At 65.4% G+C, this 25,554-nt stretch carries 22 protein-coding genes, 1 pseudogene and 1 CRISPR repeat array; of the genes and pseudogenes, 11 read left to right on the top strand and 12 right to left on the bottom strand.

The window, feature by feature from the left end; all coding sequences use genetic code 11:
• Positions 1 to 262: 262 nt before the first annotated feature.
• From ACH5N8_RS04555 to hrpA, 4 genes are all read right to left on the bottom strand, one after another.
• Positions 263 to 910 carry a DUF2238 domain-containing protein gene (locus ACH5N8_RS04555; protein WP_483282682.1) on the bottom strand — a complete coding sequence of 216 codons (648 nt, stop codon included), beginning with the start codon at positions 908 to 910 and terminating at the stop codon, positions 263 to 265.
• A gap of 17 nt (positions 911 to 927) precedes the next feature.
• Positions 928 to 1,863, bottom strand: coding sequence for a DNA ligase (locus ACH5N8_RS04550; protein ID WP_483282681.1), 936 nt, complete (start codon positions 1,861 to 1,863; stop codon positions 928 to 930).
• 20 nt (positions 1,864 to 1,883) lie between these two features.
• Entirely contained in the window at positions 1,884 to 2,660 is a 777-nt protein-coding gene (gene kdsB / locus ACH5N8_RS04545) for a 3-deoxy-manno-octulosonate cytidylyltransferase (protein WP_483282680.1), read from the bottom strand.
• Between the two features lie 75 nt (positions 2,661 to 2,735).
• Positions 2,736 to 6,647, bottom strand: a complete 3,912-nt coding sequence (gene hrpA, locus ACH5N8_RS04540) for an ATP-dependent RNA helicase HrpA (RefSeq protein ID WP_483282679.1) — start codon at positions 6,645 to 6,647, stop codon at positions 2,736 to 2,738.
• A 496-nt stretch (positions 6,648 to 7,143) separates the two neighbouring features.
• On the opposite strand from hrpA, the gene ACH5N8_RS04535 reads away from it, so the two are divergent.
• From ACH5N8_RS04535 to mutL, 4 genes are all read left to right on the top strand, one after another.
• Positions 7,144 to 7,407, top strand: a complete 264-nt coding sequence (locus ACH5N8_RS04535; RefSeq protein WP_483282678.1) for a hypothetical protein — start codon at positions 7,144 to 7,146, stop codon at positions 7,405 to 7,407.
• Positions 7,407 to 8,747 carry an MBOAT family O-acyltransferase gene (locus ACH5N8_RS04530; protein WP_483282677.1) on the top strand — a complete coding sequence of 447 codons (1,341 nt, stop codon included), beginning with the start codon at positions 7,407 to 7,409 and terminating at the stop codon, positions 8,745 to 8,747. The genes ACH5N8_RS04535 and ACH5N8_RS04530 overlap by 1 nt, the downstream gene beginning before the upstream one ends.
• Before the next feature lie 2 nt (positions 8,748 to 8,749).
• The gene (locus ACH5N8_RS04525; protein WP_483282676.1) at positions 8,750 to 9,916 is read left to right on the top strand and encodes a hypothetical protein; all 1,167 of its coding nucleotides are present in this window, start codon (positions 8,750 to 8,752) and stop codon (positions 9,914 to 9,916) included.
• A 92-nt stretch (positions 9,917 to 10,008) separates the two neighbouring features.
• Positions 10,009 to 11,838, top strand: a complete 1,830-nt coding sequence (gene mutL / locus ACH5N8_RS04520) for a DNA mismatch repair endonuclease MutL (RefSeq protein WP_483282675.1) — start codon at positions 10,009 to 10,011, stop codon at positions 11,836 to 11,838.
• Positions 11,839 to 11,847: 9 nt separating this feature from the next.
• Here the strand turns inward: mutL and ACH5N8_RS04515 are convergent, their stop codons facing one another.
• The 3 genes from ACH5N8_RS04515 to ACH5N8_RS04505 form a co-directional block, all read right to left on the bottom strand.
• Positions 11,848 to 13,545, bottom strand: coding sequence for an NAD-dependent malic enzyme (locus ACH5N8_RS04515; RefSeq protein ID WP_483282674.1), 1,698 nt, complete (start codon positions 13,543 to 13,545; stop codon positions 11,848 to 11,850).
• A gap of 208 nt (positions 13,546 to 13,753) precedes the next feature.
• Positions 13,754 to 14,821 carry a hypothetical protein gene (locus tag ACH5N8_RS04510; RefSeq protein ID WP_483282673.1) on the bottom strand — a complete coding sequence of 356 codons (1,068 nt, stop codon included), beginning with the start codon at positions 14,819 to 14,821 and terminating at the stop codon, positions 13,754 to 13,756.
• 134 nt (positions 14,822 to 14,955) lie between these two features.
• On the bottom strand, positions 14,956 to 15,750 hold the full coding sequence (locus tag ACH5N8_RS04505; protein WP_460028406.1) for a class I SAM-dependent methyltransferase: 795 nt from the start codon (positions 15,748 to 15,750) through the stop codon (positions 14,956 to 14,958).
• Between the two features lie 506 nt (positions 15,751 to 16,256).
• On the opposite strand from ACH5N8_RS04505, the gene ACH5N8_RS04500 reads away from it, so the two are divergent.
• The 6 genes from ACH5N8_RS04500 (at position 16,257) to cas2e (ending at position 19,828) form a co-directional block, all read left to right on the top strand.
• Positions 16,257 to 17,401, top strand: a protein-coding gene (locus tag ACH5N8_RS04500) for an IS3 family transposase (protein WP_483282672.1) whose coding sequence is annotated in 2 segments (ribosomal slippage) — positions 16,257 to 16,503 and positions 16,503 to 17,401 — 1,146 coding nt in all. Because the reading frame shifts where the segments join, the coding sequence is not laid out codon by codon here.
• On the top strand, positions 17,401 to 17,769 hold the full coding sequence (gene cas6e, locus ACH5N8_RS04495) for a type I-E CRISPR-associated protein Cas6/Cse3/CasE (protein WP_483282671.1): 369 nt from the start codon (positions 17,401 to 17,403) through the stop codon (positions 17,767 to 17,769). Before ACH5N8_RS04500 ends, cas6e begins: the two co-directional genes overlap by 1 nt.
• A 37-nt stretch (positions 17,770 to 17,806) precedes the next feature.
• Positions 17,807 to 18,130 (top strand): UPF0175 family protein, encoded by a 324-nt coding sequence (locus ACH5N8_RS04490; RefSeq protein ID WP_483282670.1) that lies wholly within the window; start codon positions 17,807 to 17,809, stop codon positions 18,128 to 18,130.
• The gene (locus ACH5N8_RS04485) at positions 18,114 to 18,629 is read left to right on the top strand and encodes a PIN domain-containing protein (protein ID WP_483282669.1); all 516 of its coding nucleotides are present in this window, start codon (positions 18,114 to 18,116) and stop codon (positions 18,627 to 18,629) included. Before ACH5N8_RS04490 ends, ACH5N8_RS04485 begins: the two co-directional genes overlap by 17 nt.
• Positions 18,626 to 19,432, top strand: a complete 807-nt coding sequence (gene cas1e / locus ACH5N8_RS04480; protein ID WP_483282668.1) for a type I-E CRISPR-associated endonuclease Cas1e — start codon at positions 18,626 to 18,628, stop codon at positions 19,430 to 19,432. The genes ACH5N8_RS04485 and cas1e overlap by 4 nt, the downstream gene beginning before the upstream one ends.
• A gap of 93 nt (positions 19,433 to 19,525) precedes the next feature.
• The gene (cas2e, locus tag ACH5N8_RS04475) at positions 19,526 to 19,828 is read left to right on the top strand and encodes a type I-E CRISPR-associated endoribonuclease Cas2e (protein ID WP_483282667.1); all 303 of its coding nucleotides are present in this window, start codon (positions 19,526 to 19,528) and stop codon (positions 19,826 to 19,828) included.
• Positions 19,829 to 19,976: 148 nt separating this feature from the next.
• A CRISPR array of direct repeats spans positions 19,977 to 20,676; the repeat unit is 29 nt; unit sequence GCGTTCCCCACGCCCGTGGGGATGAACCG.
• Between the two features lie 222 nt (positions 20,677 to 20,898).
• Here the strand turns inward: cas2e and ACH5N8_RS04470 are convergent.
• The 4 genes and pseudogenes from ACH5N8_RS04470 to ACH5N8_RS04455 form a co-directional block, all read right to left on the bottom strand.
• On the bottom strand, positions 20,899 to 21,420 hold the full coding sequence (locus ACH5N8_RS04470; RefSeq protein WP_483282666.1) for a hypothetical protein: 522 nt from the start codon (positions 21,418 to 21,420) through the stop codon (positions 20,899 to 20,901).
• 5 nt (positions 21,421 to 21,425) lie between these two features.
• On the bottom strand, positions 21,426 to 21,740 hold the full coding sequence (bamE, locus tag ACH5N8_RS04465; protein WP_483282665.1) for an outer membrane protein assembly factor BamE domain-containing protein: 315 nt from the start codon (positions 21,738 to 21,740) through the stop codon (positions 21,426 to 21,428).
• On the bottom strand, positions 21,740 to 22,297 hold the full coding sequence (locus ACH5N8_RS04460; RefSeq protein WP_483282664.1) for a LexA family protein: 558 nt from the start codon (positions 22,295 to 22,297) through the stop codon (positions 21,740 to 21,742). Before ACH5N8_RS04460 ends, bamE begins: the two co-directional genes overlap by 1 nt.
• A gap of 326 nt (positions 22,298 to 22,623) precedes the next feature.
• Positions 22,624 to 23,012, bottom strand: a pseudogene (locus tag ACH5N8_RS04455) (bacteriohemerythrin).
• Positions 23,013 to 23,543: 531 nt separating this feature from the next.
• On the opposite strand from ACH5N8_RS04455, the gene ACH5N8_RS04450 reads away from it, so the two are divergent.
• A complete protein-coding gene (locus ACH5N8_RS04450; protein WP_483282663.1) occupies positions 23,544 to 25,169 on the top strand; it encodes a SagB/ThcOx family dehydrogenase in 1,626 nt (541 codons plus the stop codon).
• A gap of 31 nt (positions 25,170 to 25,200) precedes the next feature.
• Here the strand turns inward: ACH5N8_RS04450 and ACH5N8_RS04445 are convergent, their stop codons facing one another.
• Positions 25,201 to 25,527: a hypothetical protein gene (locus tag ACH5N8_RS04445; protein ID WP_483282662.1), complete on the bottom strand. Its 327-nt coding sequence runs from the start codon at positions 25,525 to 25,527 to the stop codon at positions 25,201 to 25,203.
• Positions 25,528 to 25,554: the final 27 nt, after the last annotated feature.

The following is a 25,554-nucleotide window of genomic DNA, read 5'->3' as shown; positions in this document are numbered from 1 at the left end:
CACCGGTGCGGTCCGGCCGGTTTGTATCGGCCTGTATCCGGCAGCCGTCAGGACATGTCCCGATACAAACCGGGGCCCGCGGGGCGGTCGCCCGCCGGCCATCGACCCCGGGCAACCCCTCGGGGTTCCGCGTGCAACCCGCCGGCCGGCCGAGGGGCCCCGGAAACACCGCCATATGGTGCCACAGCGCGCCCGGCCATGGTGGACACCGGCTGGCCGCCGGCCTGCCGGCCACGCCCGCAGGTCCGTGCCCGGATCGGTGTCAGGCCTGCCGCCGCGGCGCCGGCGGGCATGACCCGCCGGCCAGGGTGCGCAGCTGCCGGTCATGCCAGCGGGACAGCGCCAGCAGGGCGGCAAGGGCACCGATGAGGGCGAACAGCATGTCGCCCTGCGCGTCCCAGGGATCGCCCTGGGTGCCGAGGAAAGCCACCGCGCCCTCGCCGAACAGGATGGCCAGCAGCCACTCGATCAGCTCGTAGACGGCGCTGATGGCCAGGGCGATGCAGACGATCAGGAAGGCGCGCATGCGGTCGCCGTTGACGTAGCCACCGCGCAGCAGGATTTCCCGCGCCGCCATAGCCGGTACCAGGCCCTGGAAGAAGTGGCCCAGCCTGTCATAGGGATTGCGGCTCAAGCCCAGCCAGTCCTGAAGCTGGAACCCCAGCGGCACACGGGCATAGGTGTACTGGCCGCCCTCGATCAAGACGATGCCGTGCAAAAGGATCAGCCCATACAGCAGCGCGGTCAGCGGAAACCGGCGGCGGGTCAGCCAGAGCAGCGGCAGCACGATGAGAACCGGCAGGACCTCGAGCAACCAGGTCGGGCCATCGTAAGCCTGGCGGCCGGACCAGGCCAGGAAGGCCAGCAGGATGAGCGACATGCCCGACAGCAGGCGGCGGGATGGGGCCATGCCGGCGTCCCGCGCGCTCAGGGCGGCTGGCGGCCGGCCAGATCGTCCCGCAACCGCAGGAAGCGGGCGAAACGCGGAATGCCGGATTGCGGGTGGATACCGTCATGGCGGTAGCTCACCCAGCTGCCGATGGGTGGCGGGGCGCGCCGCTCTTCAACGCTGAAGCCGCTGCCCAGCCGGAAGCGGATGCCCTCGGGCGTTTCCACCTCCAGGGACCCCAGCAACCCCGCGTAGCGCCCCTTGCCGGGCACATGGCCGACGACGCGGGCATCGGCATCCGTGAACGGCTTGAGCTTGAGCAGGTCATCGCTGCGCCCGGGCCGATATGGCGCGTCCGCCCGGTGCAGCATGAGCCCCTCGCCGCCCTGGCGGACGACCTCCTGCAGGCGGGCGGTCAGGGCGGCGCGGCTGGCGACCGGCGTCTGCTCGACCGCCTGCACCCATGGCTGGCCGATGCCGGCCACCAGCGCCGTCAGTGCCCGGTAGCGCTCCAGGAAAGGCCCCGGATGATCGGGGAGATCGAAGACCAGGTAGCGGATCTCGCGCCAGGCGGCCGTGCCCCCCGCCGGCGGCCTGAGGATCGACACGCTGCGGGCAAATCGGCCCCGGCCGGCCCACAGCTCGCCATCCAGCGCCTGCCGGGGCCAGCCGGCGGTGAACCAGGCAGGCGCCGGAATCGTCTCGCCGCCGCGGGTCAGGAAGCGCGAGCCGGTCCAGTAGCCACGGACGCCATCGTACTTCTCGCTGACCAGATAGTCCTCGACGCGAACGTCGGCCCGCAGGGTGTTCGCCAGCAGCAAAGCCGGCGGCTCCCCGGCGCTGGCGGCGCCCATGGCCAGGCCGGCGGCCAGGATCGTCCGCCGCAGGCCGCGCCCGGGGCGCGCACGGCGGGGCGGCGGCGCCGGCCGGTTGCCGAACCCTGCCGCCTGTCCGGCGGATGCCTGGCCTGTCATCGGGAACGTCGCGGGCCGGGCTAGGCAGAGCCGGCCAGCAGTTGCTGCACGCGCCGGAGATCCGCCTCCGTGTCCACCCCCGCATGCGGCGCATCCTCAACGGTGACGACGCGGATGCGCTCGCCCTGCCAGAGAATGCGCAGCTGTTCCAGCGCTTCCACCGCCTCCAGCCGGGAGGCGGGCCAGCCGACGTAGCGGCGCAGAAAGCCGGCGGTGTAGGCGTAGATGCCGATATGCCGCAGCCAGGGATAGGCGTCAGCCGCGGCCCGGCCGGTCTGGCCGAAGCTGTCGCGGTGCCAGGGGATGGGCGCCCGGCTGAAATAGAGCGCATGGCCATGGCGGTCGAGCACGACCTTGACCGCGTGGGGATCGAAGACATCGGCGGGATCGGCGATCGGCGCGGCCAGGGTGGCGACCTCGGCCTGTGTCGCGCCGGCCAGCGTCGCGGCCAGCCGGCGGATGAGTTCCGGCTGCATCAGCGGCTCGTCGCCCTGAAGATTGACGATCCGGGTAGCATCCGGCCAGCCGAGCCGCTCGGCCACCTCGGCGATGCGCTCGGTGCCGCTGGCATGGTCGGACCGGGTCATCACGGCGGTGACCGGCAGGCCGGCCACCGCGGCGCAGATGCGCGGGTCGTCGGTGGCGACGAACACCTCGGTGCCGGCGGCCAGCGCCCGCTCGCAGACATGGGCGATCATCGGCTTGCCGGCAATTTCCAGCAAGGGCTTGCCCGGCAGGCGGCTGGAGCCGTGCCGGGCCGGAATGACGATCTTGAAGGCGCTGGTTTCCATCGGCATGGGTATCGATTGGCGAGGTCGGTTTCTGAACGAAGGGGGACTGGACGCGCATATTGCCATGCCGGGGCACCGGAATCAGCGGGCCGGCCCCGCGGCCTTCCACGCCTCGGCCAGCCGCTTGGCGGAGACGGGGTACGGCGTCTTCAGCTGCTGGGCGAACAGGGATACCCGGAACTCCTCCAGTTGCCAGCGGAAAGCATCCCGCTCCGGAACGATGCGCCCATGGCTGGCTTTCACCGCCTGCCAATAGCGGTCCAGGAACGGTTCGATCTCCCGGTACTGCCGGAGATCGCGCAAGGGATCCTGGGGGCCCTTCTCCAGCCGGTTGAGCACCGCCTTCAGGTAGCGCGGCAGTTCGCCGATGTGGCGATACGGTGTCGTGACCCAGAAGCCGCGATAGAACAGCAGGCCCAGCTGGGCCCGCACGTCGTCGGCCAGTGACGCGGCGCGACAGGCCTTCAGGCGGGTCTGGACCTCGGCATACAGCGCCAGGGCGGTCTGTGCCGTTGCCGCCATCGCCTCGGCCTTGGCGACCAGCCCGGTCCGCCGCGCCCGAAGGCGCGCCTCGAAATCGGCGGCACCGCGGATGTCAGGCTGGTCCTCCAGAAACAGCGCCGCCATCAGCCGGTCGAGCAGGTCGTCGCGCAGGTCGCGCTCGGCCTTGAGTTCCGGGTACAGGAACGGGTGCGCCGGCAGCTGCCGGTAGAGCAGCTCGGCCTGAGCATTCAGCGCCAGATGCTTGCGCAGATATTTCAGATCCCGGGCCAGCGCCAGCCGGAACAGCCGCGCAAGCCCCGCCTCCTGCTGGCAGGCGGCTTCCTCCGGCGTGGGAAAGACCCGCACACCGACGGTCTCGCCTTCGTCGACCACCGCCGGAAAGCCATGGACGGTCTGCCCGTCATGCTCACCATCGAAGACCGCCGGCAACTCGCCGAAGTCCCAGGCCCGGCTGCCGGTATGCAGGTAGGCTTCCTGCGCCAGCTGGCGGAACTGCTGGCCGGCATCGGCGGCATGGCGGTGCTTGAGCGGGTCGAGGTCGCGCGCGCGGTCGATGACCTGGTTGGCCTCGTTGACCACGGCGAAATTCATCCGCAGGTGCGCCGGCAGCAGCTCCTCGCGGAACGACTGGGTGGAGACGGCGATGCCGCCGGTCTTCTTCAGCGCCGCCGACAGCTGCGCGTAGAGCGCACCCTGCCCGACGTCCAGCATCGGCAGCACGCGCTCGGCATGCTCGGGCACGGGCACGAAATGGATGCGCAGGGTCTTGGGCAGGGACTTGATCAGGGCCGCGACCTTTTCCCGCAACAGGCCCGGCACCAGCCAGCGGAACGGCTCCGGGTCCAGCGGGTTGAGCAGGTGCAGGGGGATGATGGCAGTGACGCCGTCGTCCTCGTGGCCGGGCTCGAAGCGGTATTGCAGGGCGATGCGCAGCGCCCCGACCTGAATGTGATCGGGGAAATTGCGATCGTCCAGCGAGGCATCCTGCTTGGCGGTGATGTCGCCGACGGTCAGCCTGAGCAGCTCCGGATCGCGCCGCTCTGCGCCCTTGCGCCAGCGCTCGAAGGTGACGCCGTTGACCGCCTCCGGCGGGATGCGCTCGTCGAAGAAGCGGTACAGCCAGGCGTCGTCCACCACCAGATCGACGCGCCGGCCCTTCTGTTGCAGGTAGTCGGCCTCGCTCAGCAGCTTCAGGTTGTGCAGGAAGAACGGCGCCTTGCTGTCGTAGTCCATCTGCACCAGCGCGTGGCGGATGAACAGCTCGCGGGCCTCGACCGGATTGACCCGCTCGTAGGGAATCTTGCGCCCGGCCTGCACGGTCAGGCCGAACAGCAGCGTCCGCTCGTGCACCGCCACCCGCGCCGCCTTGCGCTCCCAGTGCGGGTCGTAGTACTGGTGCTTGACCAGGTGCGCGCCGACCTGCTCGATCCACTCCGGCTCGATCTTCGCCACCGTGCGCGCGTAGACCTTGGTGGTTTCCACCTGCTCGGCGCAGACCATCCACTTCGGCTTGACCTTGAACAGGAAGGAGCCGGGGTGGATGAACAGCTTCGCCCCGCGCGCGCCGACATACTCGGCCTGCTCCTGGCGCAGGCAGACGTTGGACAGGAGGCCCGCCAGCAACGCCCGGTGGATTTCGCCGTATTCGCCCGGGGCCTGGTTCGGCTTCAGCTCCAGCTCGCCCTTGACCACCTCCATGATCTGGCTGTGGATGTCGTGCCACTCGGTCATGCGCACATAGGACAGGAAGTTATCACGGCAGTACTGGCGCAGCTTGGCCCGCGACAGGTGCTGCTTCTGTTCCTCGAAGTCCTGCCAGAGCCTGAGCAGGGACAGGAAATCCGAGTTTTCGTCCTTGAAGCGGGCATGCTTCTGATCGGCATGAGCGGCCTTGTCCGCCGGCCGCTCGCGCGGATCGGGCACGCTCAGCGCGGCGACGATGACGGCGATCTCGCTCAGGCAATGCTCCTCCGCCCCGGCCAGCAGCATGCGGCCCAGGCGCGGGTCGACCGGCAATTTGGCGAGCCGGCGGCCGAGGTCGGTGATCTGGCCGCGCTCGTCCAGCGCGTTGACCTCCTGCAGGGTGCGCATCCCGTCGCGGATCAGACGTGGATCGGGCGGTTCGACAAACGGAAAACGGCTGATGTCGCCCAGCTTCAGCGCGTGCATCTGCAGGATGACGGCAGCCAGGTTGGTGCGCAGGATTTCCGGATCGGTGAATTCCGGCCGGTTGAGGTAATCCTGCTCCGGGTACAGGCGGATGGCGATGCCCGGCCCGACGCGGCCGCAGCGGCCCGAGCGCTGGCTGGCGGATGCGCGCGACACCTTCTCGATCGGCAGCCGTTGCAGCTTGCTGCGGTGGGAATAGCGGCTGATGCGGGCATGGCCGGTATCGATCACCGAACGGATGCCCGGCACCGTCAGCGAGGTCTCGGCCACGTTGGTGGCCAGCACGATGCGGCGCGCGCCGGTAGGCCGGAACACCTTCTCCTGCTCCGACTGCGACAGCCGCGAATACAGCGGCAGGATCTCGCATTTGGACGGATGATGCTTGCGCAGCGACTCCGCCGTCTCGCGGATCTCGCGCTCGCCGCTGAGGAAGATGAGGATGTCGCCCGGCAGCTCGCGCCAGAGTTCGTCCACCGCATTGAGAATGGCGGTTTGTTCGGCCTTGTCGGTCTCGTCGCCCTCTTCGATCGCCACCGGCCGGTAGCGTACGTCAACCGGGTAGGTCCGCCCGGACACGTTGATGATCGGCGCGTCGCGTCCGCCCTGACCGAAATGGCGGGCAAAGCGCTCCGGGTCGATGGTAGCCGAGGTGATGATCAGCTTGAAGTCGGGCCGGCGCGGCAGCAGCCACTTGAGATACCCGAGCAGGAAATCGATGTTGAGACTGCGCTCGTGGGCCTCGTCGACGATCAGCGTGTCGTACTGGTCGAGAAAGCGGTCGTGCTGCGTTTCCGCCAGCAGGATGCCGTCGGTCATCAGCTTGACCAGGCTGTCCGGGCGGGTCTTGTCCTGGAAGCGCACCTTGTAGCCGACCGCCTGGCCCAGCGGCTGCCCCAGCTCCTCGGCGATGCGCGCCGCCACCGTGCGGGCGGCGATGCGGCGCGGCTGGGTATGGCCGATGAAGCCGGTCAGCCCCCGCCCCGCCTCCAGGCAGATCTTCGGCAACTGCGTGGTCTTGCCGGAGCCGGTCTCGCCGCAGACGATGACCACCGGATGCGCCAGCATCGCCGCCAGAATCTCGTCCTTTTTCTCCGACACCGGCAGGTCAGGATAGTCGAGCTTCGGCACGCTCGCCACCCGCGCCGCGCGGAGGGCCGCCGAGGCTTCGATCCGCGCCTGCAGCCCGGCCAGTTCGGCCGCGACATCCTTGCCAGCCCTGGCGTCGGTCCTGATTCGCTCCAGCGCCCGGCGCAGACGGTGCTGGTCCTTTCTGAGACAGTGCGCAAGCCGTGAATCGAGGGAACTGATTGCTGACAACATCAAGGGAGAGGATACGTGACGAACAACGAAGGCCGGCCAGCCTGCCATGATACAAGCAAGCCGGACCGCGAATGGGGCCGGATGCGGCCGGGAGCACCGCGCAACGAAACCCGTGCCTGGCCGCAACCCTCGGGACAGAGCCCTACCCGGGGAATGCTATGATGGCTTGCCCGGCGAGAAGCGAGATTGCCATATCCGCCGTCACCGTCTGGGACAGGCCAGGTCGTCATCCCGGCCAGCGTCATTCGCCGAAAGCTTGGCATACGACCCGGCTGCCCATTAGGATTTTGTGCCTGCTGGCATGCGTCCATGTCGACGACTCGAAGAACCCGCAAGCGACCAGGCAACCTCCGCCGCCGTTCATCCATGCAACCGCCATGGGTACCCGGGGTTTCTGACATTCGATGACGGACGCCTGACCCGCAGAGCGCAGCGGCGCGGCATACGCCCAGCAGTGCGTGTACTGAAAGGTTGATGTTCACGAGGCAGCACAACCATGCTTTTCAATTCCTACAGTTTTATCTTCCTCTATTTGCCCATTACCTTCGCCGGCATGTTCTGGCTGGGGCGCTACAGCCACCGGCTGGCCGCCCTCTGGCTGGTCATGGCTTCGCTAACCTTTTATGCGGTTTGGGACGCGCGCTTCGTTTTGCTATTGCTTACATCCATAGCCTTCAACTATTCCGCCGGTTATTGGATTGGTCATTGCATGCAACGAAAACAGGCAGGCAGGCAGGCAGGCAGGCAAAAACCGTTCTGATGACCGCGATCACTGTCAATCTGATAGCGCTCGGTTATTTCAAGTACGCCAACTTTTTCATTGATTCAGCGAACCAGCTTTTCGATAGCCGCATTCCGACGCTGGACATCATCCTGCCGCTGGGCATTTCCTTCTTTACCTTTACCCAGATTGCCTTTCTGGTGGATGTTTATCGCGGCATCGCCCGTGAGTACAGTTTCATTCACTACCTGCTGTTCGTGACCTGGTTTCCACACCTGATCGCCGGCCCGGTACTGCACCACAAACAGATGATGCCGCAATTTGGTCATGCCAGTACCTACCGCATCAATCTGGAACATGTCGCCGTGGGTCTGACCATCTTCGTAATCGGCCTTGCAAAGAAAGTGCTACTCGCCGATAACCTGGCGGACTATGCCACACCCATCTTCAAGGCGGCCAGCGAGGGGCACACCCTCATGTTCTTCGAGTCCTGGGTCGGAGCGCTGTCCTATACGCTGCAACTGTATTTCGATTTTTCTGGCTATTCCGACATGGCGATCGGGCTGTCGTTGATGTTCAACGTGCGCCTGCCGCTCAACTTCGACTCACCGTACAAGGCCACCAACATCATCGACTTCTGGCGGCGGTGGCACATGACGCTGTCGACTTTTCTCCGTGACTACCTCTATATCCCACTTGGCGGGAATCGCAACGGTTCTGTCCGCCGCTACCTCAACCTGATGATTACCATGCTGCTGGGCGGACTCTGGCATGGCGCAGGCTGGACCTTCGTCATCTGGGGGGGATTGCACGGCCTGTATCTGATGATCAACCATGCCTGGCGCGAACTGAGAGCCAAGCTTGGCTGGATCAGGAGTGGGGGACGACTGGCCAAACTCGGCGCGGGTGCACTGACCTTCCTCGCGATTGTCGTGGCATGGGTGTTTTTCCGTGCGGACAGTTTTGCCTCAGCGCTATCCATACTCGCCGGCATGGCGGGACTGAACGGTTTGTCGCTGCCAACATCGCTGGAATCACATCTATCCCCTCTATTCACAAACCATGGACTGATAACACCACTGTTCGGCGGCATGTTTCCCAACACGTACCTTAGCACTGGACAGACAATTGGCAGCATTGCCATTGGCTTGGCGCTGGTTTGGCTATTTCCGAATACCCGACAATTCATGCGCGACTACAAACCAACCTGGAACGACATGGCAGGCAAACCCACTCCTGCGCCGATATCGAAAGGTCTGATCGCGCGATTAGCGGTGTGGCAACCCTCGGTTACACTGGCCTTGGCAATGGGATTTTTATTCTATTCCTGCGTAATGTCGCTGACAAAGATCAGCGAGTTTCTTTACTTCCAGTTCTAGCCATGCGTCGCTATCTACTGATACTCACATTGGCCTGGATGCTGCCTCTTGCCATAATTGTCGCCATCAACTGGACAGTTGATCCATATCGGATATTTCACAAACCGTGGATTGGCAACAATTATTACACCAGCGACCGATCCATGCGCGACACAGCGGCTGGCATTATCAATACCGAAGAGTTTGATTCCATCATCCTTGGCTCCAGTATGGCTGCAAACTTTTCCCCCAGAGATGCCAGCCAGCTTTTTGGCGACCGTTTCGTGAATATATCGATGGATGGATCCAGCATCCCAGAAAGATCGCTGGCCTTGACTTACGCGCTCCATCGAAAAAAGCTATCGGAAATTATTCTTTCGTTTGATTGGAATTCGTTGCGTACCGTTGCCTCCGGGGCTCCCATTGCCCCCTACACCTTTCTCTACGATGACAATCGGGGTAACGATATCATGATCTATGCCATCAGCTGGAAGGCCATTCGCTATGCCTTTTGTCGCAGCCACTTAGCTGACAGAATAAAACTCTGCCCAAACCTGAAAAGTGACCTGGAAAACCTCGTGGAATGGCATTCCAACCGGGAGCACAGCAGGCGATTCGGCGGGCTGAGCAAGTGGTTAGAGGCGAAAAACGATGCACAAATCAGAGACGCATTAAAGCCCATAGGCGACAGCATCCGTCGGATCGAATCCGGCCAGGTCGTACCTGTTGACTTGGCCCGGACCAAAAAAGAGACTGCACGAGATGGGCGCGTCTTTCAGGATGATGTGCTGAAACTGGCAGATCAATATCCGCAGACGCACTTCTACTTGTTCTTTCCTCCTTACTCGCGTTTGAACTTCGCCATACTGCAGCAGAGCAACCCGCAGCGATTCGAGGAATATTTAGAGATATTACGGCTGGTCGTGAACAAGAGCGCCAGTTACCCAAACATTCATGTTTTCGGTTTTGAAAACGAGAACTTCCTCGATGACATCGCGAACTACAAAGACACCAGCCACTACCACCAGCGCTACAATTCGCTAATGTTGCATTGGATGAAAAATGGCGAACATGAACTGACGCCAAGCAACATCGAACCCTACATCCGAATCATCACCAGACGAGCTGCGGACTATCCGCTCATGGACATCGGCGCCCAAATCGATGCCTACCTGTCAAAAATTCATTGAGAAGGCGCCGTGACCGCAACAGTCACTGAGACGCGCCAACTTGCGATCGCCATCCCCGAGCGATACCCGTTCCTGCAACCACTGACCCCACCATGCCCATCCGCCCCCTGCCGCCGCAACTCATCAACCAGATCGCCGCCGGCGAGGTCGTCGAGCGGCCCGCCTCGGCGGTCAAGGAACTGGTCGAGAACGCCATCGACGCCGGCGCCGGCCAGGTCGAGATCGAGATCGAGCAGGGCGGACTGCGGCTGCTGCGGGTGCGCGACGACGGGTGCGGCATCGCCCGCGACGAGCTGACCCTGGCGCTGTCGCGCCATGCCACCAGCAAGATCGCCAGCCTCGACGATCTCGAGCAGGTCATGACCCTGGGTTTCCGCGGCGAGGCGCTGCCGAGCATCAGCTCGGTGTCGCGGCTGGTGCTCACCTCGCGCCCGCGCGGCGAGCCGCATGCCTGGCAGGTCAGCAGCGATGGCGCCGAGGCGACGTTCGACATCCGCCCGGCGGCGCACCCCGAAGGCAGCACGGTGGAGGTGCGCGACCTGTTCTACAACACGCCGGCCCGGCGCAAGTTCCTGCGCTCGGAGAAGACCGAGTTCCAGCATATCGAGACGCTGGTCCGCCGCCTGGCGCTGGGTCGGCTGGACCTGGGGCTGTCGCTCAGCCACAACCAGCGCCGTGTCCTGCAACTCCGGCCCGGCCGCGACCCGGCCGACGTCGAGCGGCGGCTGGCGGCCCTGCTGGGCGAGGATTTCCTGGAACAGAGCCTGCCGCTGGACATCGGCGCCTCCGGCCTGCGCCTGCACGGCTGGATCGGCCTGCCGACCTTTTCCCGTAGCCAGGCCGACCAGCAGTATTTCTACGTGAACGGCCGACTGGTGCGCGACAAGCTGGTGAGCGTCGCCATCCGCCAGAGCTATCAGGACGTGCTCTACCATGGCCGGCATCCGGTCTATGTGCTGTACCTGGAACTGGACCCCGGCCTGGTCGACGTCAACGCCCACCCGACCAAGATGGAAGTGCGCTTCCGGGAGGCGCGGCTGGTGCACGATTTCCTCTTCCGCGGGCTGCACCGCGCGCTGGGTGGCGCCAGGGCCGGACTCGGCGTTGCGGCCGCCGTGGTGGAGGAGACGATGGCGCCGGCACAACCGGCCGTCGCCGCCCCGGCCGCGCGCCCCGTCTTCGCGGCGCCCGCCCAGACTGGGCAGGCCGGGACCGCCCTGCCGCCCCGCCAGGCCGAGCTGCCGCTGAACGTGGCGGAGCTGCTGCCGCGCTACACGGCGCTGTATGCGCCGCCGGACACCGGAGCCGCCGCGCCCACCGCTGCCGACGGGAGAAACCTGCCGCCGCTGGGCTATGCCCTCGCCCACCTCCACGGCGCCTTCATCCTGGCCGAGAATGCCGAAGGCCTGGTCCTGGTCGACGCCCACGCGGCGCACGAGCGGGTGACCTACGAGAAGCTGAAACGGCAACGGGCAGCGGGCAATATCCCCAGCCAGCCGCTGTTGCTGCCCATCCGGCTGCGGGTCAGCGAGGCCGAGGCGGAACTGGCGGTCGAACGCGAGGCCGAGCTGGCGGCGCTGGGCATCGAGCTGGGGCGGATCGGCCCGGACACGTTGCTGGTCCGCGCGCTGCCGGCCCTGCTCTGCCAGGGCGACGGCGAACCGCTGGTGCGCGACGTGCTGGCCGACCTGCTGGCCGATGGCCGGAGCCGCCGGGTCGAGGAAAAGCTGAACGCCCTGCTCGCCACCATGGCCTGTCACGGCTCGGTACGCGCCAACCGCAAGTTGAGCGTGCCGGAGATGAACGCCCTGCTGCGGGAGATGGAGGCCACCGAGCGCAGCGGCCAGTGCAATCACGGCCGCCCGACCTGGGTCCGGCTGAGCCTCGCCGAGCTCGACAACCTGTTCCTGCGCGGCCGCTAGCCGGGCCGGCTACAGCGGCAGCTCGCAATAGGCCGGCTGCCACTGGTTGAGGCGGATGGCCTCGCGCAGGGATTCGCGATCCGCCACCGGCGCGACGCCATCCGCCACCGCCTGCAGGGCCACCGCCAGCGCCACCTCGGCGGCCACTTCCCGCGCCCGCTGCAAGGGCGGCAGCAGCGGCGCGCCGGGTGCCGACAAGGCGGGCGACAGGCGCGCCAGCGCCTCGGCGGCGGCGATGAGCATGCTGTCGGTGACCCGCCAGGCACGCCCGGCCACCAGCGCCAGACCGACCGCCGGGAAGATGTAGACGTTGTTGCACTGGGCGATGCGGTAGTCGCGCCCGGCATGGGCAACGGCCGGGAACGGCGATCCGGTCGCCACCAGGACGCGGCCGTCGGTCCAGGCGATCAGCTGTTCGGCGGTGGCCTCGGCGCGGCAGGTCGGGTTGGACAGCGGGAAGATGATCGGCCGCTCGACCTTGCCGGCCATGCCGCGCACCACCGCTTCGTCAAAGGCGCCGGCCACGGTGGACAGGCCGATCAGGATGGTGGCGCGGATCTGGCCGATCACCTCGGCCAGGCCGATCGTGCCGCGCGCGCTCCTGGGCCAGTCAGCCACGGCCGCCCATGGCTGGGCGTAGGGGCGCTGCTCCGGCAGCAGGTCGGCGCGCCGGTCGTGCAGCAGGCCGTCCTTGTCGATCAGATAGAAGCGGGCGCGCGCCTCGGCTTCGCTCAGGCCCTGCTTGACCAGGGCGGCGCGCAGGTAATCGGCGACGCCGATGCCGGCCGAGCCCGCGCCGAGGAAGACGATGCGCTGATCGCGCAGGGCCTCGCCGGCGACGTTGACGGCGCTGAGCACCGCGCCTAGCGCCACCGCCGCCGTGCCCTGGATGTCGTCGTTGAAGCTGAGCAGGCGGTCGCGGTAGCGCTCCAGCAGCGGCCGCGCGTGCGGAGTGGCGAAATCCTCCCATTGCAGGCAGACCCGCGGCATCTCCGCCGTGACCGCCTGCACGAACTCGTCCACGAAATCGTAGTAGTCGTCGCCGGTCACCCGCTCGTGGTGCCAGCCGAGATACAGCGAATCGGCCAGGCGCTCCGGATTGTTGGTGCCGACATCCAGCATGATCGGCAGGGTGTGCTCCGGGTGGATGCCGCCTATCAGGGTGTAGAGGGACAGCTTGCCGATCGGGATGCCCATGCCGCCGGCGCCCTGGTCGCCGATGCCGAGGATGCGCTCGCCGTCCGAGACCACGATGACGTCGATATCGCCGACCGGGCGGTTGGCCAGGATGCGGCGGATGTTGCCGCGGTTCGGCCAGGAGATGAACAGGCCGCGGGGCCGCCGGTAGATCTGGCTGAAACGCTGGCAGGCCAGCCCCACGGTCGGGGTATAGACGACCGGCAGCATCTCCTCGATGTGGGCCAGCAGGAGGCGGTAGAACAGCACCTCGTTGGTGTCCTGCAACTGCCGCAGGTAGATGTGCTTGCCGAGATCGCCCTCGGCCTCGCGAAAGGCGCCGTAGGCGCGCGCCAGCTGCTCGTCGAGGGTGTCCACATGCGGCGGCAGCAGGCCGCGCAGGCCATAGACGTCGCGCTCCGCCTCGGTAAAGGCGCTGCCCTTGTTGTAGATGGGATTCTCCAGCAGGGTCTGCCCGTACAGGTAGCCCGGCAGGAACGGCCGCGGGGTATCGCGTCGGTGGGGAATCATGGGTGCGGCTCCGGTCGACCCGATCGCGACGGGCGCGGCCGGCTGCCGTGAACCGGCCGTCGGACCGGGGCATCTGTCCAGTACGAATTCATCATGGCCGTCGGATGGGGTTGCCGCTTGGACCGATCGAGACTGACTCCGCCGCCATCCGCCCCGCCGGCGGGGCGGCCGGGCGGATGGCGCCGCGCAACGGGGATGGCGGGTCGCGTCAGTGGCTATTCTTCTGCTTCACCGCGCCGCTGGCAAGCAGATTGGGCGGCGGGCCGATGGGTTCGAAACGCTTCAGCAGGGGAATATCGTCCTTGGCGACCCGGTGGATCGCCATGTTGTAGCTGCCCTGCGGCCCCCAGCCGCCGGTGAATGACTGGCCATCGGGCGTGAAGGTCCAGCACATGTCCTCCCCGGCGGTATTGATGGTGTCGCCGAGGTTCAGGGGCTCCTGCCATTCGCCCTTGGGGTTCTGGTAGGCGATCCACTCATCGTGCCCGCCCCGCGAGCCCAGGTCGGGCCGGTTGCTGGTGACGATCAGGCTCTTGCCGTCCCTGGACAGCCCGGTCCAGTGCAGGTGGTCGCGGTAGGGTGAATTGATCCGGGGCCCCAGGCTCTCCGGTTTCTGCCAGACACCGTCCTTCTTCTCGACCTTCCAGATATCGCTGTCCTGGGTGACGCCCGGCTGCTGGTAGTTGAAGTAGATCAGGCTGTCGGAAGCGATGATCGGGCAATGCTCCTCACCGGTCGGGGTGTTGAGATGCGGCAGTTCCGGCACCTCGTTCCAGTTCCGGGCCGGCTGCCAGACGCCGTTGACCTTCTGGGCCACGTAAAGGTCGCCGGTCGACAGGTTGCCGGCCCGGTAGCGGGTGAAATAGATGAGGTTGCCGTCGTCGGAAAAGCTCGCCTCCAGTTCCCAGTCGGGGGTGTTGATGTCCGGCCCGACGGCGGGATCGATGCCAGCCCCGAGCGGGATCGGCGCCTGCCAGATCCCATCGGCGTTGCGGGCCAGCCAGACATCGAAGTTGTAGGGCGTCCCCGACTCGACGCTGCCCGGGCGGGTCGAGGTGAACAGGGCCGTTTTGCCATCGGCGCTGTAGGTGATCTCGAAATTGGAACCCGGCGAGGCCAGCCCGCCGCCCAGCGGCTGCGAGGTGGGCGGCGGCTCCGCGCCACCCCCGCCCGCCAGGGACATGCCCGGCATGGCGCTGGCGGCCCCCTGGCCCAAGATCAGCAGCAGCGCCACGGCGCAGCATCTTGCCATCGGCGTGCTCTCGTTCATCTGCATGGATACCTCGAAAGATTCGGCCCTGGCCCTGGAAACGGGCCTCCGGCGCAGGTGTTCAGGAAGGGGGTCCCGCCCATGCGAGGGTCGGGAATGGGTGGGACGATGGCCCCGATGACGGGACACGCCCGGCGGCCCTATCGCTTCTCCGTTTCGAACAGGATGGCCTGCATCGGATAACGCGTGGGGCTGGCGCCGTATGCCTGGCGGAAGGCCTCGGCAAGGGCATCGACGATGTCCTCGGGATTGACGCCACCGCGGTCCCTGATCTCGAAGATGATCGGCGTATACACCAAGGCGCGGGCAAAGGCCGACACGTCGAGGATGTCGTAGGTATGCCGCTGCACGGAAATCACGATGGGATCGAACCCGGCCCGGATCAGCCGTTCCTTGATCGGATCGATTTGATGGCAGGCCACCGGATCGCACAGGAAGCGGGGCGTATCCGACGGGAAGAAGCGCTTCAGCACCTCGAAGCTCAGGCTGGCAAACGGGTTGTACTGCTCCGAATCCCAGACGCGGAACAGGTAACGCCCGCCGCGCCTGAGGGTCCGGTACACCTCGCCGAATGCCTGGTCCTGATCGAAGAACATGATCCCGAACTGGCAGACCACCGCATCGAACGACGCGTCCATGAATGGCAACGCCGTGGCGTCCGCGTTCCGGAACGTGACCTGCTCGTCGGGCAGAAACTTTGTCCGGGCGAGCGCCATCATCGAATCGCTGATGTCGATCGCCGTCAGCCGCGCATCCCTGGGCAGCAGGTTGCGCAGATGCCGCGTGACAATGCCGGTACCGGCGGCGATTTCCAGCACGTCACCGGGCGATCGCTCGGCCACGCGCCGGGCAGTGTCGGCGCCATAGTGCTCGAACAGTACCGGCCCGAGATCCCGGTCGTAAGGGATGACGACGTCGTCCACATAGCCTGCCATGCATGGTACTCCGGTTGAGGATCGGGGGGTTCCCGGGGACGGGACGGTTACGGGCGCTCGAATCAGTCAACCCTGATGATCCCATCGTACCACCCCGCAGGGGGAGATGTCGACCGCAAGGCCGGCGCCACGGCGCCACCTGCCGGCCGCGCGGGCAAGGGTATTGCAAGCCCTTATGGAAGCGACACGCCACCGACAGGATAGCAAGCGGCCGGCAACGGAAGCGGTGGCATCCGGCCCAGCGGCATGCCACCGCAGCGATCATGGCCAGGGACCGGAACTACCGGCCCTGTCGGCACCGGGGCATGGCAGCCAGCGGGAATCCCTTGCGCCGTTTTCTATGAACCCGGCCACTTTTTATCGAACGTCTGCAACCCATGGAAGCCTTGTCTGGCGCAGCAACTGACCCCGTGGTCGTACGTTTTATTGTGGCCGGAGTAATTGATCTTGCCATCATTTAGTGGACACCTTGTTTGTGAGTAACAATGACGGGGTGATTCATGACTATGAGCAAGAAGTCAGTGCGCCGGAAATTTACCCCGGAGTTCCGGGAACAGGCGGTGAAGCGGGTGTTGGCCGGGCATAAGGCCGCGGTGGTGGCGCGGGAGTTGGACATTGGCGAGAGCTTGCTGCACAACTGGCTCGCGCGGTATCGGCTGCGGAATGGGGCGGCGGCACTGCAGGCCGAGCAAGCGGCGGAACTCACGCGACTCAAGCGTCTCTTGGCGCAACGCGAGGAGGAGGTCGCGATCCTAAAAAAAGCGGCGGCGTACTTTGCCAGGGAATCTCGGTAAGGTACGCCTTCATCCAAGCGCATGAAAGAGTCTTTACGGTGGCGGCGATGTGTCGGGTACTGCGGGTGAGCAGGAGCGGTTATTACGCTTGGCGGCGCGCTCCCGAGTCACCCCGGGCGGCCGAAAACCGGCGTCTGGACGCTGACATTCAGCGGCTCTTTGACGCGCACCGGGGCCGTTATGGCGCGCCCCGGATCACGCTGGATCTGCAGGCCGAGGGCTGGCGGGTGAGTCGGCGGCGAGTCGCTCAGCGGGTGCGGGCCATGGGCCTCAGGGCGCGGGCCGCCCGACGCTTCAAGGCCACCACGCAGTCCAAGCATGCCCTCCCCGTGGCGCCGAACCGACTGGAGCAGGACTTCACGGCGGCCGGCCCCAATCAGAAGTGGGTCGCCGACATCACGTACCTCTGGACCGGCGAAGGCTGGTTGTATCTGGCGGTAGTGTTGGATCTCTTTGCCCGGGCGGTGGTCGGTTGGTCCATGGCCGAACGGATCACCAAAGACCTCGTGATCAACGCGCTCGGTATGGCGATCTGGCGCCGCCGGCCCGCACCCGGGTTGCTGGTGCATTCGGATCGGGGCAGCCAATACGCGGCACGGGATTACCAGGCGCTCCTTGAGCAACAGGGCTTCCTTTGCAGCATGAGCAGGAAGGGCGACTGTTACGACAATGCCGCCATGGAAAGCTTCTTTCATACCCTGAAGGTGGAGCAGGTGCATGGGGCCCGTTACCCCACCCGGGAAGCGGCCAAGGCCGAGGTCTTCGACTACATCGAGACCTACTACAACCCCAAGCGCCGCCATTCGACCCTCAACTACCAGTCACCCTGGGAGTTTGAGAAGCGTATGGCTGCTTAATGAAGGCGGTGTCCCAAATAAGGTTGCAAGATCACACCGACCAATATTCCGATACCAAACCGGGTAAAAAACCTAACAAACGGGGAGAATTCAAGTGCCGAAAGCCCTTGTTTCTTGAAGAAGAGCAAATCGCCTGGCTCAATGGCCGATTGGGTGATTGCGCCAGTGTGGAATCCGTGGCGGTCCAGCCGCATCCAGCGCTGTTCTTCCGTGATAAGAGCCAGCACCATGGCAAGCTGTTGACCGTCACGTACCAAGGCTTGCTCAAGGTTACGGCACCGGAGATTTTGCGGGGCAAGCTTCGCAACGGCATCGGCCCCGCCAAGAGCTTCGGCTGTGGTTTGCTCCTGGTCCGGCGGCTGGCCTAGAGTGTTGCCGATCCCAACATCCAGGAGACGCGACACCATGCATACCTTTTCCCTGCGCGACCTGCCAGAACATGTCGGCGAACTGGCCGAAGACACCGAGGCGGGCAGGCTGTGCCTGGTCACCCGCGACGGTGCGCCAGTGTTCGTGGCCGTGCCCTTCGGCGACGCCCTGCTGAGGGGCGGAGTGGGCCTGGCCCTGGCGGTGAAGCTGTTCGACGAGGAAACCCTGTCGCTGGGCCAAGCTGCGCGGCTGGCGGGGCTCGACCTGGCCGAGTTCATGGATCGGCTGGCCGAACTGCGCATCCCGGTCGCCCGGCCCCGGCCCGGCGAACTGGAGCAAGAGATTGAAGCCTTCGGTTGAAATCGTCGTCGCCGACGCCGGCCCCCTGATCGCCTTGGCAAGACTGGACGCTCTGCATCTCCTACCCGCCCTGTTCTCCCGCGCATGGATGACGGAGACCGTGCTGGCCGAGTGCTGCGCCGGTAGCGTCCGGCGCGAATGTACGGCCATCCGGACCGCCATCGGCGCTGGACAACTCGGAGTGCGGCCCACCCCGGCGCATCCCGCCTGGACCGTGGACCCCGGCGAGGCCAGCGCCATCGCGGCGGCACTCGAATTGTCGGCGGGCATCGTCATGGACGACCGGGCCGGGCGCAGACTGGCGGGACACCTGGGTTTGCCGGTGGTCGGCACCCTGGGCATCCGGGTGCTCGCCAAACGCGCGAGGTTGTTATCGGAGATCGGGCCCTCGGTGGCAGCCCTGGCGGCGTCCGGGTATTACCTGGCCGACAGGGTGATCGAGAGCGCCCTGCGGCTGGTCGGCGAATCCCCCCTTTCCGCCTCGGACGCATCCTCATGACCGACCTGCTCCCTCCCCTCAAACCCATCGCCATGAAGGAGCGCGTCTCCCTCGTCTTCATCGAGCGCGGCGAGATCGACGTTCTGGACGGGGCCTTCGTCGTCATCGACCAGAACGGCGTCCGCACCCACATCCCGGTCGGCGCCATCGCCTGCATCATGCTGGAACCCGGTACCCGCGTCTCGCACCGGGCGGCGGCGCTGGCGGCGCGGGTCGGCACCCTGCTGGTCTGGGTCGGCGAGGCCGGCGTGCGGCTCTATGCCTCCGGCCAGCCCGGCGGGGCGCGTTCCGACCGGCTGCTGTACCAGGCCAGACTGGCGCTGGATGACGACGCCCGACTCAAAGTCGTGCGCAAGATGTACGAAATCCGCTTTGGCGAGAAGCCGCCCGAGCGACGCAGCGTGCAGCAACTGCGCGGCATCGAAGGCGCGCGGGTGCGCAAGACCTACGAACTGTTGGCCAGGCGCTATGGCGTGGTCTGGAAGCACCGCGATTACGATGCCCAGGAACGGGGGTCCGGCGACGTGCCCAACCGCTGCATGAGTTCCGCCACCGCCTGTCTCTACGGCATCACCGAGGCCGCCGTGCTGGCGGCAGGCTATGCGCCGGCGGTCGGCTTCATCCACACCGGCAAGCCGCTGTCGTTCGTCTACGATATCGCCGACCTGTTCAAGTTCGAGTCAGTGGCGCCCATTGCCTTCCAGATCGCCGCGCGTGACCCGGCCGAGCCCGAGCGCGAGGTCCGGCTGGCCTGCCGCGACATGTTCCGCAAGACCCGCCTGCTGGGAAGATCATTCCCCTGATCGAGGACGTGCTGAGCGCGGGCGGACTGGAGCCACCTGCCCCGCCGGAAGACGCCGTCGGCCCCGCCATCCCCAACCCGGAGCCCCTGGGCGATGCTGGTCATCGTGGTTGAGAATGTCCCGCCCCGGCTGCGCGGCCGCCTGGGCGTCTGGCTGGTGGAAGTCCGCGCCGGCGTTTATGTGGGTGACCTGTCGCGGCGCGTGCGCGAAATGATCTGGAGCCAGGTCGAGCAGGGTCTGGGCGAGGGCAACGCCGTCATGGTCTGGTCCACCAATACCGAATCAGGCTTCGATTTCGTCACCTTGGGCAAGAACCGGCGCATGGCGGTCGAGTTGGACGGGCTCAAGCTCGTCTCCTTTTACCCGCCCGAACCCCCGCTCAATGGCTCCTCCTGAACCGTTGCCGGTGGAACCGCCACCGTGCTCTTTGACAAAATGCAACCCATTGATCTGCCAAGGGTTCCGGAATGGCGCCCAGCCTTCAAAAGCGGGTACCCCGCGCCGCGCTGTTTTTTTCCTTCCCTGACAATCGGTTACGATTGGTGCGTTCCCCACGCCCGTGGGGATGAACCGGCCTCGGGGCTGCCGGCGCTGGCCGGATCGGAGCGTTCCCCACGCCCGTGGGGATGAACCGGCGCGTGACCCGCGCCGGCAATGGCCGGCTGCGCGTTCCCCACGCCCGTGGGGATGAACCGGACATCCGCGCCAGCCTGAAGGAAATCGAGCTGCGTTCCCCACGCCCGTGGGGATGAACCGTAGTCGGTGTAAAAGTCCATGGTATCCCTCGGGCGTTCCCCACGCCCGTGGGGATGAACCGGATCATTTTGCTGGATGAAGCCTGCCGGGATTGCGTTCCCCACGCCCGTGGGGATGAACCGCGGCGGAATTATCCCGCAGCCCGAATCGGCCGGCGTTCCCCACGCCCGTGGGGATGAACCGGGACCGATATCGTCATCGTGGATAGCGCATACGCGTTCCCCACGCCCGTGGGGATGAACCGCCCAGACGCTGGTTGGCCGGGACATGCTTGATGCGTTCCCCACGCCCGTGGGGATGAACCGGCTTTTGCCAGCCCGGCGGCGGTCTGCTGCGCGCGTTCCCCACGCCCGTGGGGATGAACCGGTGCCGGGATCGACCAGCTGCCTTGGCGTGAAGCGTTCCCCACGCCCGTGGGGATGAACCGTTGTACTCATCACTCCTCCCCATCTTTGGAGAGCGTTCCCCACGCCCGTGGGGATGAACCGCAGCCAGACGCCAGACTGGACGCCACCTGCTTCATGGCTGATTCGTGTCGCGGCTCAATTCCTCGACCATGGGGCCAAGGTATACCTGAAAACGAACGGCAGGCCGCGTGAGTTCCCAGGCATCATTACGCCAGACAGTGCCGATGAAGCGTTTCGGTATTTGAAGTCTGGTTGAATGGTAGTGCCATGACGCAAAAAAGCCCTCGTGAGAGGGCTTTTTATTTACCTTGGCGGCCACCAATCCTTGTAACAGCGATCTTCGCGCGTTTCGTTGTCGTCGGTATGGTTGAGCAATAGTTCGCGAATGCATCCGCCCTGTAGCTCACCCAGTACAACGTCGCCGCTGCCGCTGATGCGCGCCTCCCAGAATGGCTTGCCGTTTTCGGATGCCTGGAATTCCAGATTGACCAATTCCAGTTGCTCGGTTTTTGTTTGTATGCCGCCCCATATCGGAACATATGACCAGCTGTTGCCAGTTCCGCGCCCCGCATGGTCGGCCTGAACCTTGATGACAACGTCTGGCTTGCGCGGCTGATATTTATACTTGCTGCGCTGAAGTTCTGTAATCAATGATTTTTCAAGATTGCGGCTCATCATGTTCGCGTCAGGCTCGACCATTGTGCCAATGGTTTTTGTGCGCAACAGCTGACTTGATCCGTTGACACCGGAGACGGTGAAAATGGCTTGGCCTGTGGTGCAGCCTGCTGCCAGGATGGCGATAAGCGATGCCAGAATGATTTTCATGCTGCTCAATCATCAACATATTTAACAATGTTTCTCCCGACTCCACCATCAGGAACGCCAATAGTCTTGCCGTTTTTGTCAAAGCTAAATTTGACGTTTTTTGTTTCGTAGCTTCCTGTCAAGCTGTTAACCCAAAACCAGTTCCAACTGATGTAATCATCGCCAGCCATGTCTGGCTTGCTGCCCATGATTGAGATGACCTGTTCGCGCGTCATGCCGTTTGTGACACGGTTTGCCTCTTGCCACTCGAAGCGCGTTCCTGTGCCGTAAGTGCATGCAGCAATGGTAAAGACGAGGGCTAAAAATGCGGCTTTTGTCATCAAGGCTTCCTCATTCTCGTATGCTGAACCACGACACCGATGATGCGGATCGGTTCTTCATCGGATCTGATCGTAGCGTAGTCCGCATTCAGCGGCACCAGCTCGAAAACGTCATTGCCGTCCGCGTCACGGCCGCGAGAACGATACTTCTTGAAGGTGGCCTCCTCGTGGTGGTTGCGGGCCACTACGGCATCACCCGGACGGGGCGACACGTCAGGATCAACCAGAATGATGTCACCCTCGCGGTACTCAGGCTCCATGCTGTCACCGACGACGCGCAATGCGAAGGTGTGCGGGCCGTGGCTGTTGACGGTATAGAAGTACTCATCGGCGCTACCGCGCGGGAACTGATCGACGATCTCACTCCACATGCCCGCCTGAACCCAGCTGATGATAGGAAAACATTTATGTAATCCTATCACAGGTATGTACTCAACCACGTTCGGCTCGACATTTCCCGTCACGCGCTTTGCCTTGTCGATCTCTGCGGCCATGGCGGGGCTGATGTCTGCCAGTGTGCAGCCAAACCCGGAGGCATAGGCAACGGCGGCCTGCAAGCTGATCGGCTTGAGGCCGGCGATGTGCTGGTACCCGTTCCCCACGGGCGTGGGGATGAACCGTTGGTGGCCCCATCCACGCTATCCGCATAGGCTCGCCTGCCCGCCGCCAAGAACGAGTCAACCGAACCGGAATTCCGTCCCGGAATTTCCACCACCTTGACGGGCGCGGCCATACGCGCTGACGCGGGAAACACATTTTTCACGAGTGGTGTGCCTCCCGCTGGGAGAGGCACATCCTGTAGCGCTGGATTGGCCGCATGACCGGCGGTCGCCGCCCAGCCGCATGCCGGGCAACGGCCATGGAATCGCCAATCAGGCGGAAGTTACTTCAGGACGCTGCTGTAGCCCTTGTCGAACTTCGGAATATGGTTATCCAGCCAACTCTTGACCATTTGACCAACCTCATCGGTGACCTCAGCCTGGCCAGCATGGAATTTCTTCTGCAGATCGGCGCAAATCTCCACCAGAGCGTCATGCTCGGCCTTATGTTGACCATAGGCACTGTAGACTGCATTTCCTTTTCCTCATGGGCAAAGTGGTCCACCACGTAGGCAATGAGCGCGTCCAGGGATGAGCCAATCGTGACTCGTGGCGCGCCGCTGGTGGCTTCGTCATACAGTTTGTTGAGCAGGCCGAACAGCTTTTTGTGTTCCTCGTCCGCGAAACCGACGTTGGTGCCGTACTGCTCCTGGGTCCAGGTAATCAAGGCCATGATTGCTCCTCCTTTCCGGTTTTATTGGAGCCCGAAGTCTGCGCTTTTGTCTTCCCCCTCTTCTTTGATACCTGTCAAAGAATGTCAAGGAAGGACCTCCAGCTGCGGGGACCTTGGGGAATGGCAGGAATAATCGGAGGGCACACAATGCAACCTTCACGCAAGGAAACGCTGCCTGAAGCGCGACCGACCGAACCGGCATGAGCGGCTGATCGCGGGTGACGTATCAGCCAATGCGGCCACGATTAGAACCGGCTTCCGGAAAACCGCAACGGCCATGACTCAACCGTTTCAGAGGATGCGCTGACGCAGACAGCGCATCGTTCGCGAACGATACGCCACCCGCTGGGAGGCATACAGCCCGCTGCCCTGGCCTCTGGCTGCTGAACCGGGACAGGCATGACCGCCACACCATGACAGCCCGCCGGCCCGGCCTGGATGGGCGGGACCTCCAGGCCATGCCGGATCGCCAGCCACCCCGGCGCTGGCATATCCTTCGCTCCGACGTCGCTTCCCTACGCCTGGCTGCGCATGAACACCCGCAACGCTCTCGCTATCGCCCGCCGCTACCATGACCGCAGCAAACACCGCTTCGAGGCCTATGCGCCGGGGCCGGGGTTTCTCGACTGGGAGACACAGCCGGACCCTTTCCGGACCTTCCGTGGCGCACCGCTCGTCCCCCTGCCCCTGGCCACGGGCGATCGGCGCCGGGCCAGCTGGGCCGACCTGCACATACCGGGGGCCATCGCTGCCTGTCCGCTGAATCCGGACACCCTCGGCAGCCTGCTGCAGGGCGCCTTCGGGCTGTCCGCGTGGAAGGAAATCCCGGGGTCGCGCTGGGCGCTGCGCTGCAATCCGTCGAGCGGCAACCTGCACCCGACCGAGGCCTACGTGGCGCTGGGACCGGGCCGGCCGGATCTGGCGGCCGGTGTCTACCACTACCGGCCCTACGATCATGCGCTGGAGCAACGGTGCCGCGCGGTGTTGCCGCTGGATGGCTGCCTGATCGGCCTCAGTTCGGTGCACTGGCGGGAGGCCTGGAAATACGGCGAGCGCGCGTTCCGCTACTGCCAGCATGACATCGGCCACGCCCTGGCGGCGCTGCGGATGGCGGCCGGCCTGCTGGGCTGGCAGGTGCGGCTGCTGGACGACTGGGGCGATGGGGATATCGCCCGCCTGCTGGGACTGGACCGCGACGGCGATTTTGCCGACGCCGAGCGCGAGGCCGCCGACCTCCTGTGCCGGGTCGGCCCCGGGGCCGGACCGGCGCCGGCCATCGACCCGCTGCTGGAGGCCGCGGCGGCCGGGCGATGGCTCGGACAGGCCAACCGGCTGAGTCCCGCGCATCGGCACGACTGGCCGCTGATCGAGACAGTCCACGTCGCCACGCGCAAGCCTCGCACGCAGCCGCTGGCCAGAACGTCTGCCGCCGTACTGCCGGTCACGCGCACGCCACGGGCGACCGACGTGCCGGCCTGGGACATCCTGCAGCAGCGCCGCAGCGCCCAGGCCTTCGATGGCATCACCGCCATCTCGCGACAGACGCTGTGGACACTGCTCGCGGTCACCCTGCCCGGCCCGCAGCCGCCGCTGGATGTCTGGACCTGGCCGCCGCGCGTTCACCTGCTGCTGTTCGTGCAACGGGTTGAGGGACTGGCGCCCGGCCTGTACCTCTGCCCCCGGCGGGCCGATGCCGAGGCTCCGCTACGCGCCGCCCTGCGGCCCGAATTCGAATGGGCGGCCGTGCCGGACGCGCCGGACGGGCTGCGCCTCCTGCGCCTGGCCGCCGGGCCTTGCGGCAGCCTGGCCCAACGCCTCGCCTGCCATCAGGACATCGCCAGCGACGGCGCCTTCAGCCTGGGCATGCTGGCGGAGTTCGACGCGGCGCTGGCCGACGGCGCCTGGCAATACCGGCGGCTGTTCTGGGAATGCGGCCTCATCGGCCAGGCGCTGTACCTGGAAGCCGAGCTGGCCGGGGTACGCGGTACCGGCATCGGCTGCTTCTTCGACGACGGCGTGCATGCGCTGCTGGGACTGGGCGACACCCGCTACCAGAGCCTCTACCATTTCACCGTCGGCAGGCATCGGGAGGATCACCGGCTGAGAACCCTGCCGCCCTACGCCCACCTGGATGCACGCGCCGGCGGACAGGCGTGACCCCGGACCGCGCCGGCAGCGCTGCGGCCGGTCAGCGACAATCCCAGGCGTCGATGGCCGCCCGGCCGGGTTGCGCGGGATCGTATTTGACCGGCAGCGTGCGGCCGGGCTGGATCCGGGGCACCGCCAGCCGCGAGACCAGCGCCCGGGCGGCGGATCTGAACGGCTTGCCGCCGGCGGGCTGCACGTCGAGGTCAAAATCGACCACCGGGTCGTTGTTGACGGTGATGCCGGTGTCGTGGATGGCGGCGATGGTGGCCATGGCCGGCGTGCCGGTGGCCAGGATCGCGCAGGCATCGCCCCGACCGCTGAAGCGGTCGACCACGGCGGTGCAGCCCAGAAGACCGGCGAACAGCACGCTGGCCGCGCGCCGTGCCGGGATCCG

It is taken from the genome of Methyloparacoccus sp. NF-16, assembly GCF_056880625.1.
Note: the sequence above shows the minus strand (reverse complement) of the source record. Positions and strands in the feature narration are given on the sequence as shown.

Excerpts from the sequence above, each read along its gene's own strand:
- bamE (WP_483282665.1), bottom strand. The coding sequence starts at position 21,740 with ATGACAAAAGCCGCATTTTTAGCCCTCGTCTTTACCATTGCTGCATGC.
- ACH5N8_RS04505 (WP_460028406.1), bottom strand. The coding sequence starts at position 15,750 with ATGGCAGGCTATGTGGACGACGTCGTCATCCCTTACGACCGGGATCTC.
- hrpA (WP_483282679.1), bottom strand. The coding sequence starts at position 6,647 with ATGTTGTCAGCAATCAGTTCCCTCGATTCACGGCTTGCGCACTGTCTC.
- ACH5N8_RS04535 (WP_483282678.1), top strand. The coding sequence starts at position 7,144 with ATGCTTTTCAATTCCTACAGTTTTATCTTCCTCTATTTGCCCATTACC.
- ACH5N8_RS04550 (WP_483282681.1), bottom strand. The coding sequence starts at position 1,863 with ATGACAGGCCAGGCATCCGCCGGACAGGCGGCAGGGTTCGGCAACCGG.
- mutL (WP_483282675.1), top strand. The coding sequence starts at position 10,009 with ATGCCCATCCGCCCCCTGCCGCCGCAACTCATCAACCAGATCGCCGCC.
- ACH5N8_RS04515 (WP_483282674.1), bottom strand. The coding sequence starts at position 13,545 with ATGATTCCCCACCGACGCGATACCCCGCGGCCGTTCCTGCCGGGCTAC.
- ACH5N8_RS04525 (WP_483282676.1), top strand. The coding sequence starts at position 8,750 with ATGCGTCGCTATCTACTGATACTCACATTGGCCTGGATGCTGCCTCTT.
- ACH5N8_RS04510 (WP_483282673.1), bottom strand. The coding sequence starts at position 14,821 with ATGCAGATGAACGAGAGCACGCCGATGGCAAGATGCTGCGCCGTGGCG.
- ACH5N8_RS04530 (WP_483282677.1), top strand. The coding sequence starts at position 7,407 with ATGACCGCGATCACTGTCAATCTGATAGCGCTCGGTTATTTCAAGTAC.
- ACH5N8_RS04490 (WP_483282670.1), top strand. The coding sequence starts at position 17,807 with ATGCATACCTTTTCCCTGCGCGACCTGCCAGAACATGTCGGCGAACTG.
- ACH5N8_RS04470 (WP_483282666.1), bottom strand. The coding sequence starts at position 21,420 with ATGAAAATCATTCTGGCATCGCTTATCGCCATCCTGGCAGCAGGCTGC.
- cas6e (WP_483282671.1), top strand. The coding sequence starts at position 17,401 with ATGAAGGCGGTGTCCCAAATAAGGTTGCAAGATCACACCGACCAATAT.
- kdsB (WP_483282680.1), bottom strand. The coding sequence starts at position 2,660 with ATGCCGATGGAAACCAGCGCCTTCAAGATCGTCATTCCGGCCCGGCAC.
- cas1e (WP_483282668.1), top strand. The coding sequence starts at position 18,626 with ATGACCGACCTGCTCCCTCCCCTCAAACCCATCGCCATGAAGGAGCGC.
- ACH5N8_RS04555 (WP_483282682.1), bottom strand. The coding sequence starts at position 910 with ATGGCCCCATCCCGCCGCCTGCTGTCGGGCATGTCGCTCATCCTGCTG.
- ACH5N8_RS04450 (WP_483282663.1), top strand. The coding sequence starts at position 23,544 with ATGAACACCCGCAACGCTCTCGCTATCGCCCGCCGCTACCATGACCGC.
- cas2e (WP_483282667.1), top strand. The coding sequence starts at position 19,526 with ATGCTGGTCATCGTGGTTGAGAATGTCCCGCCCCGGCTGCGCGGCCGC.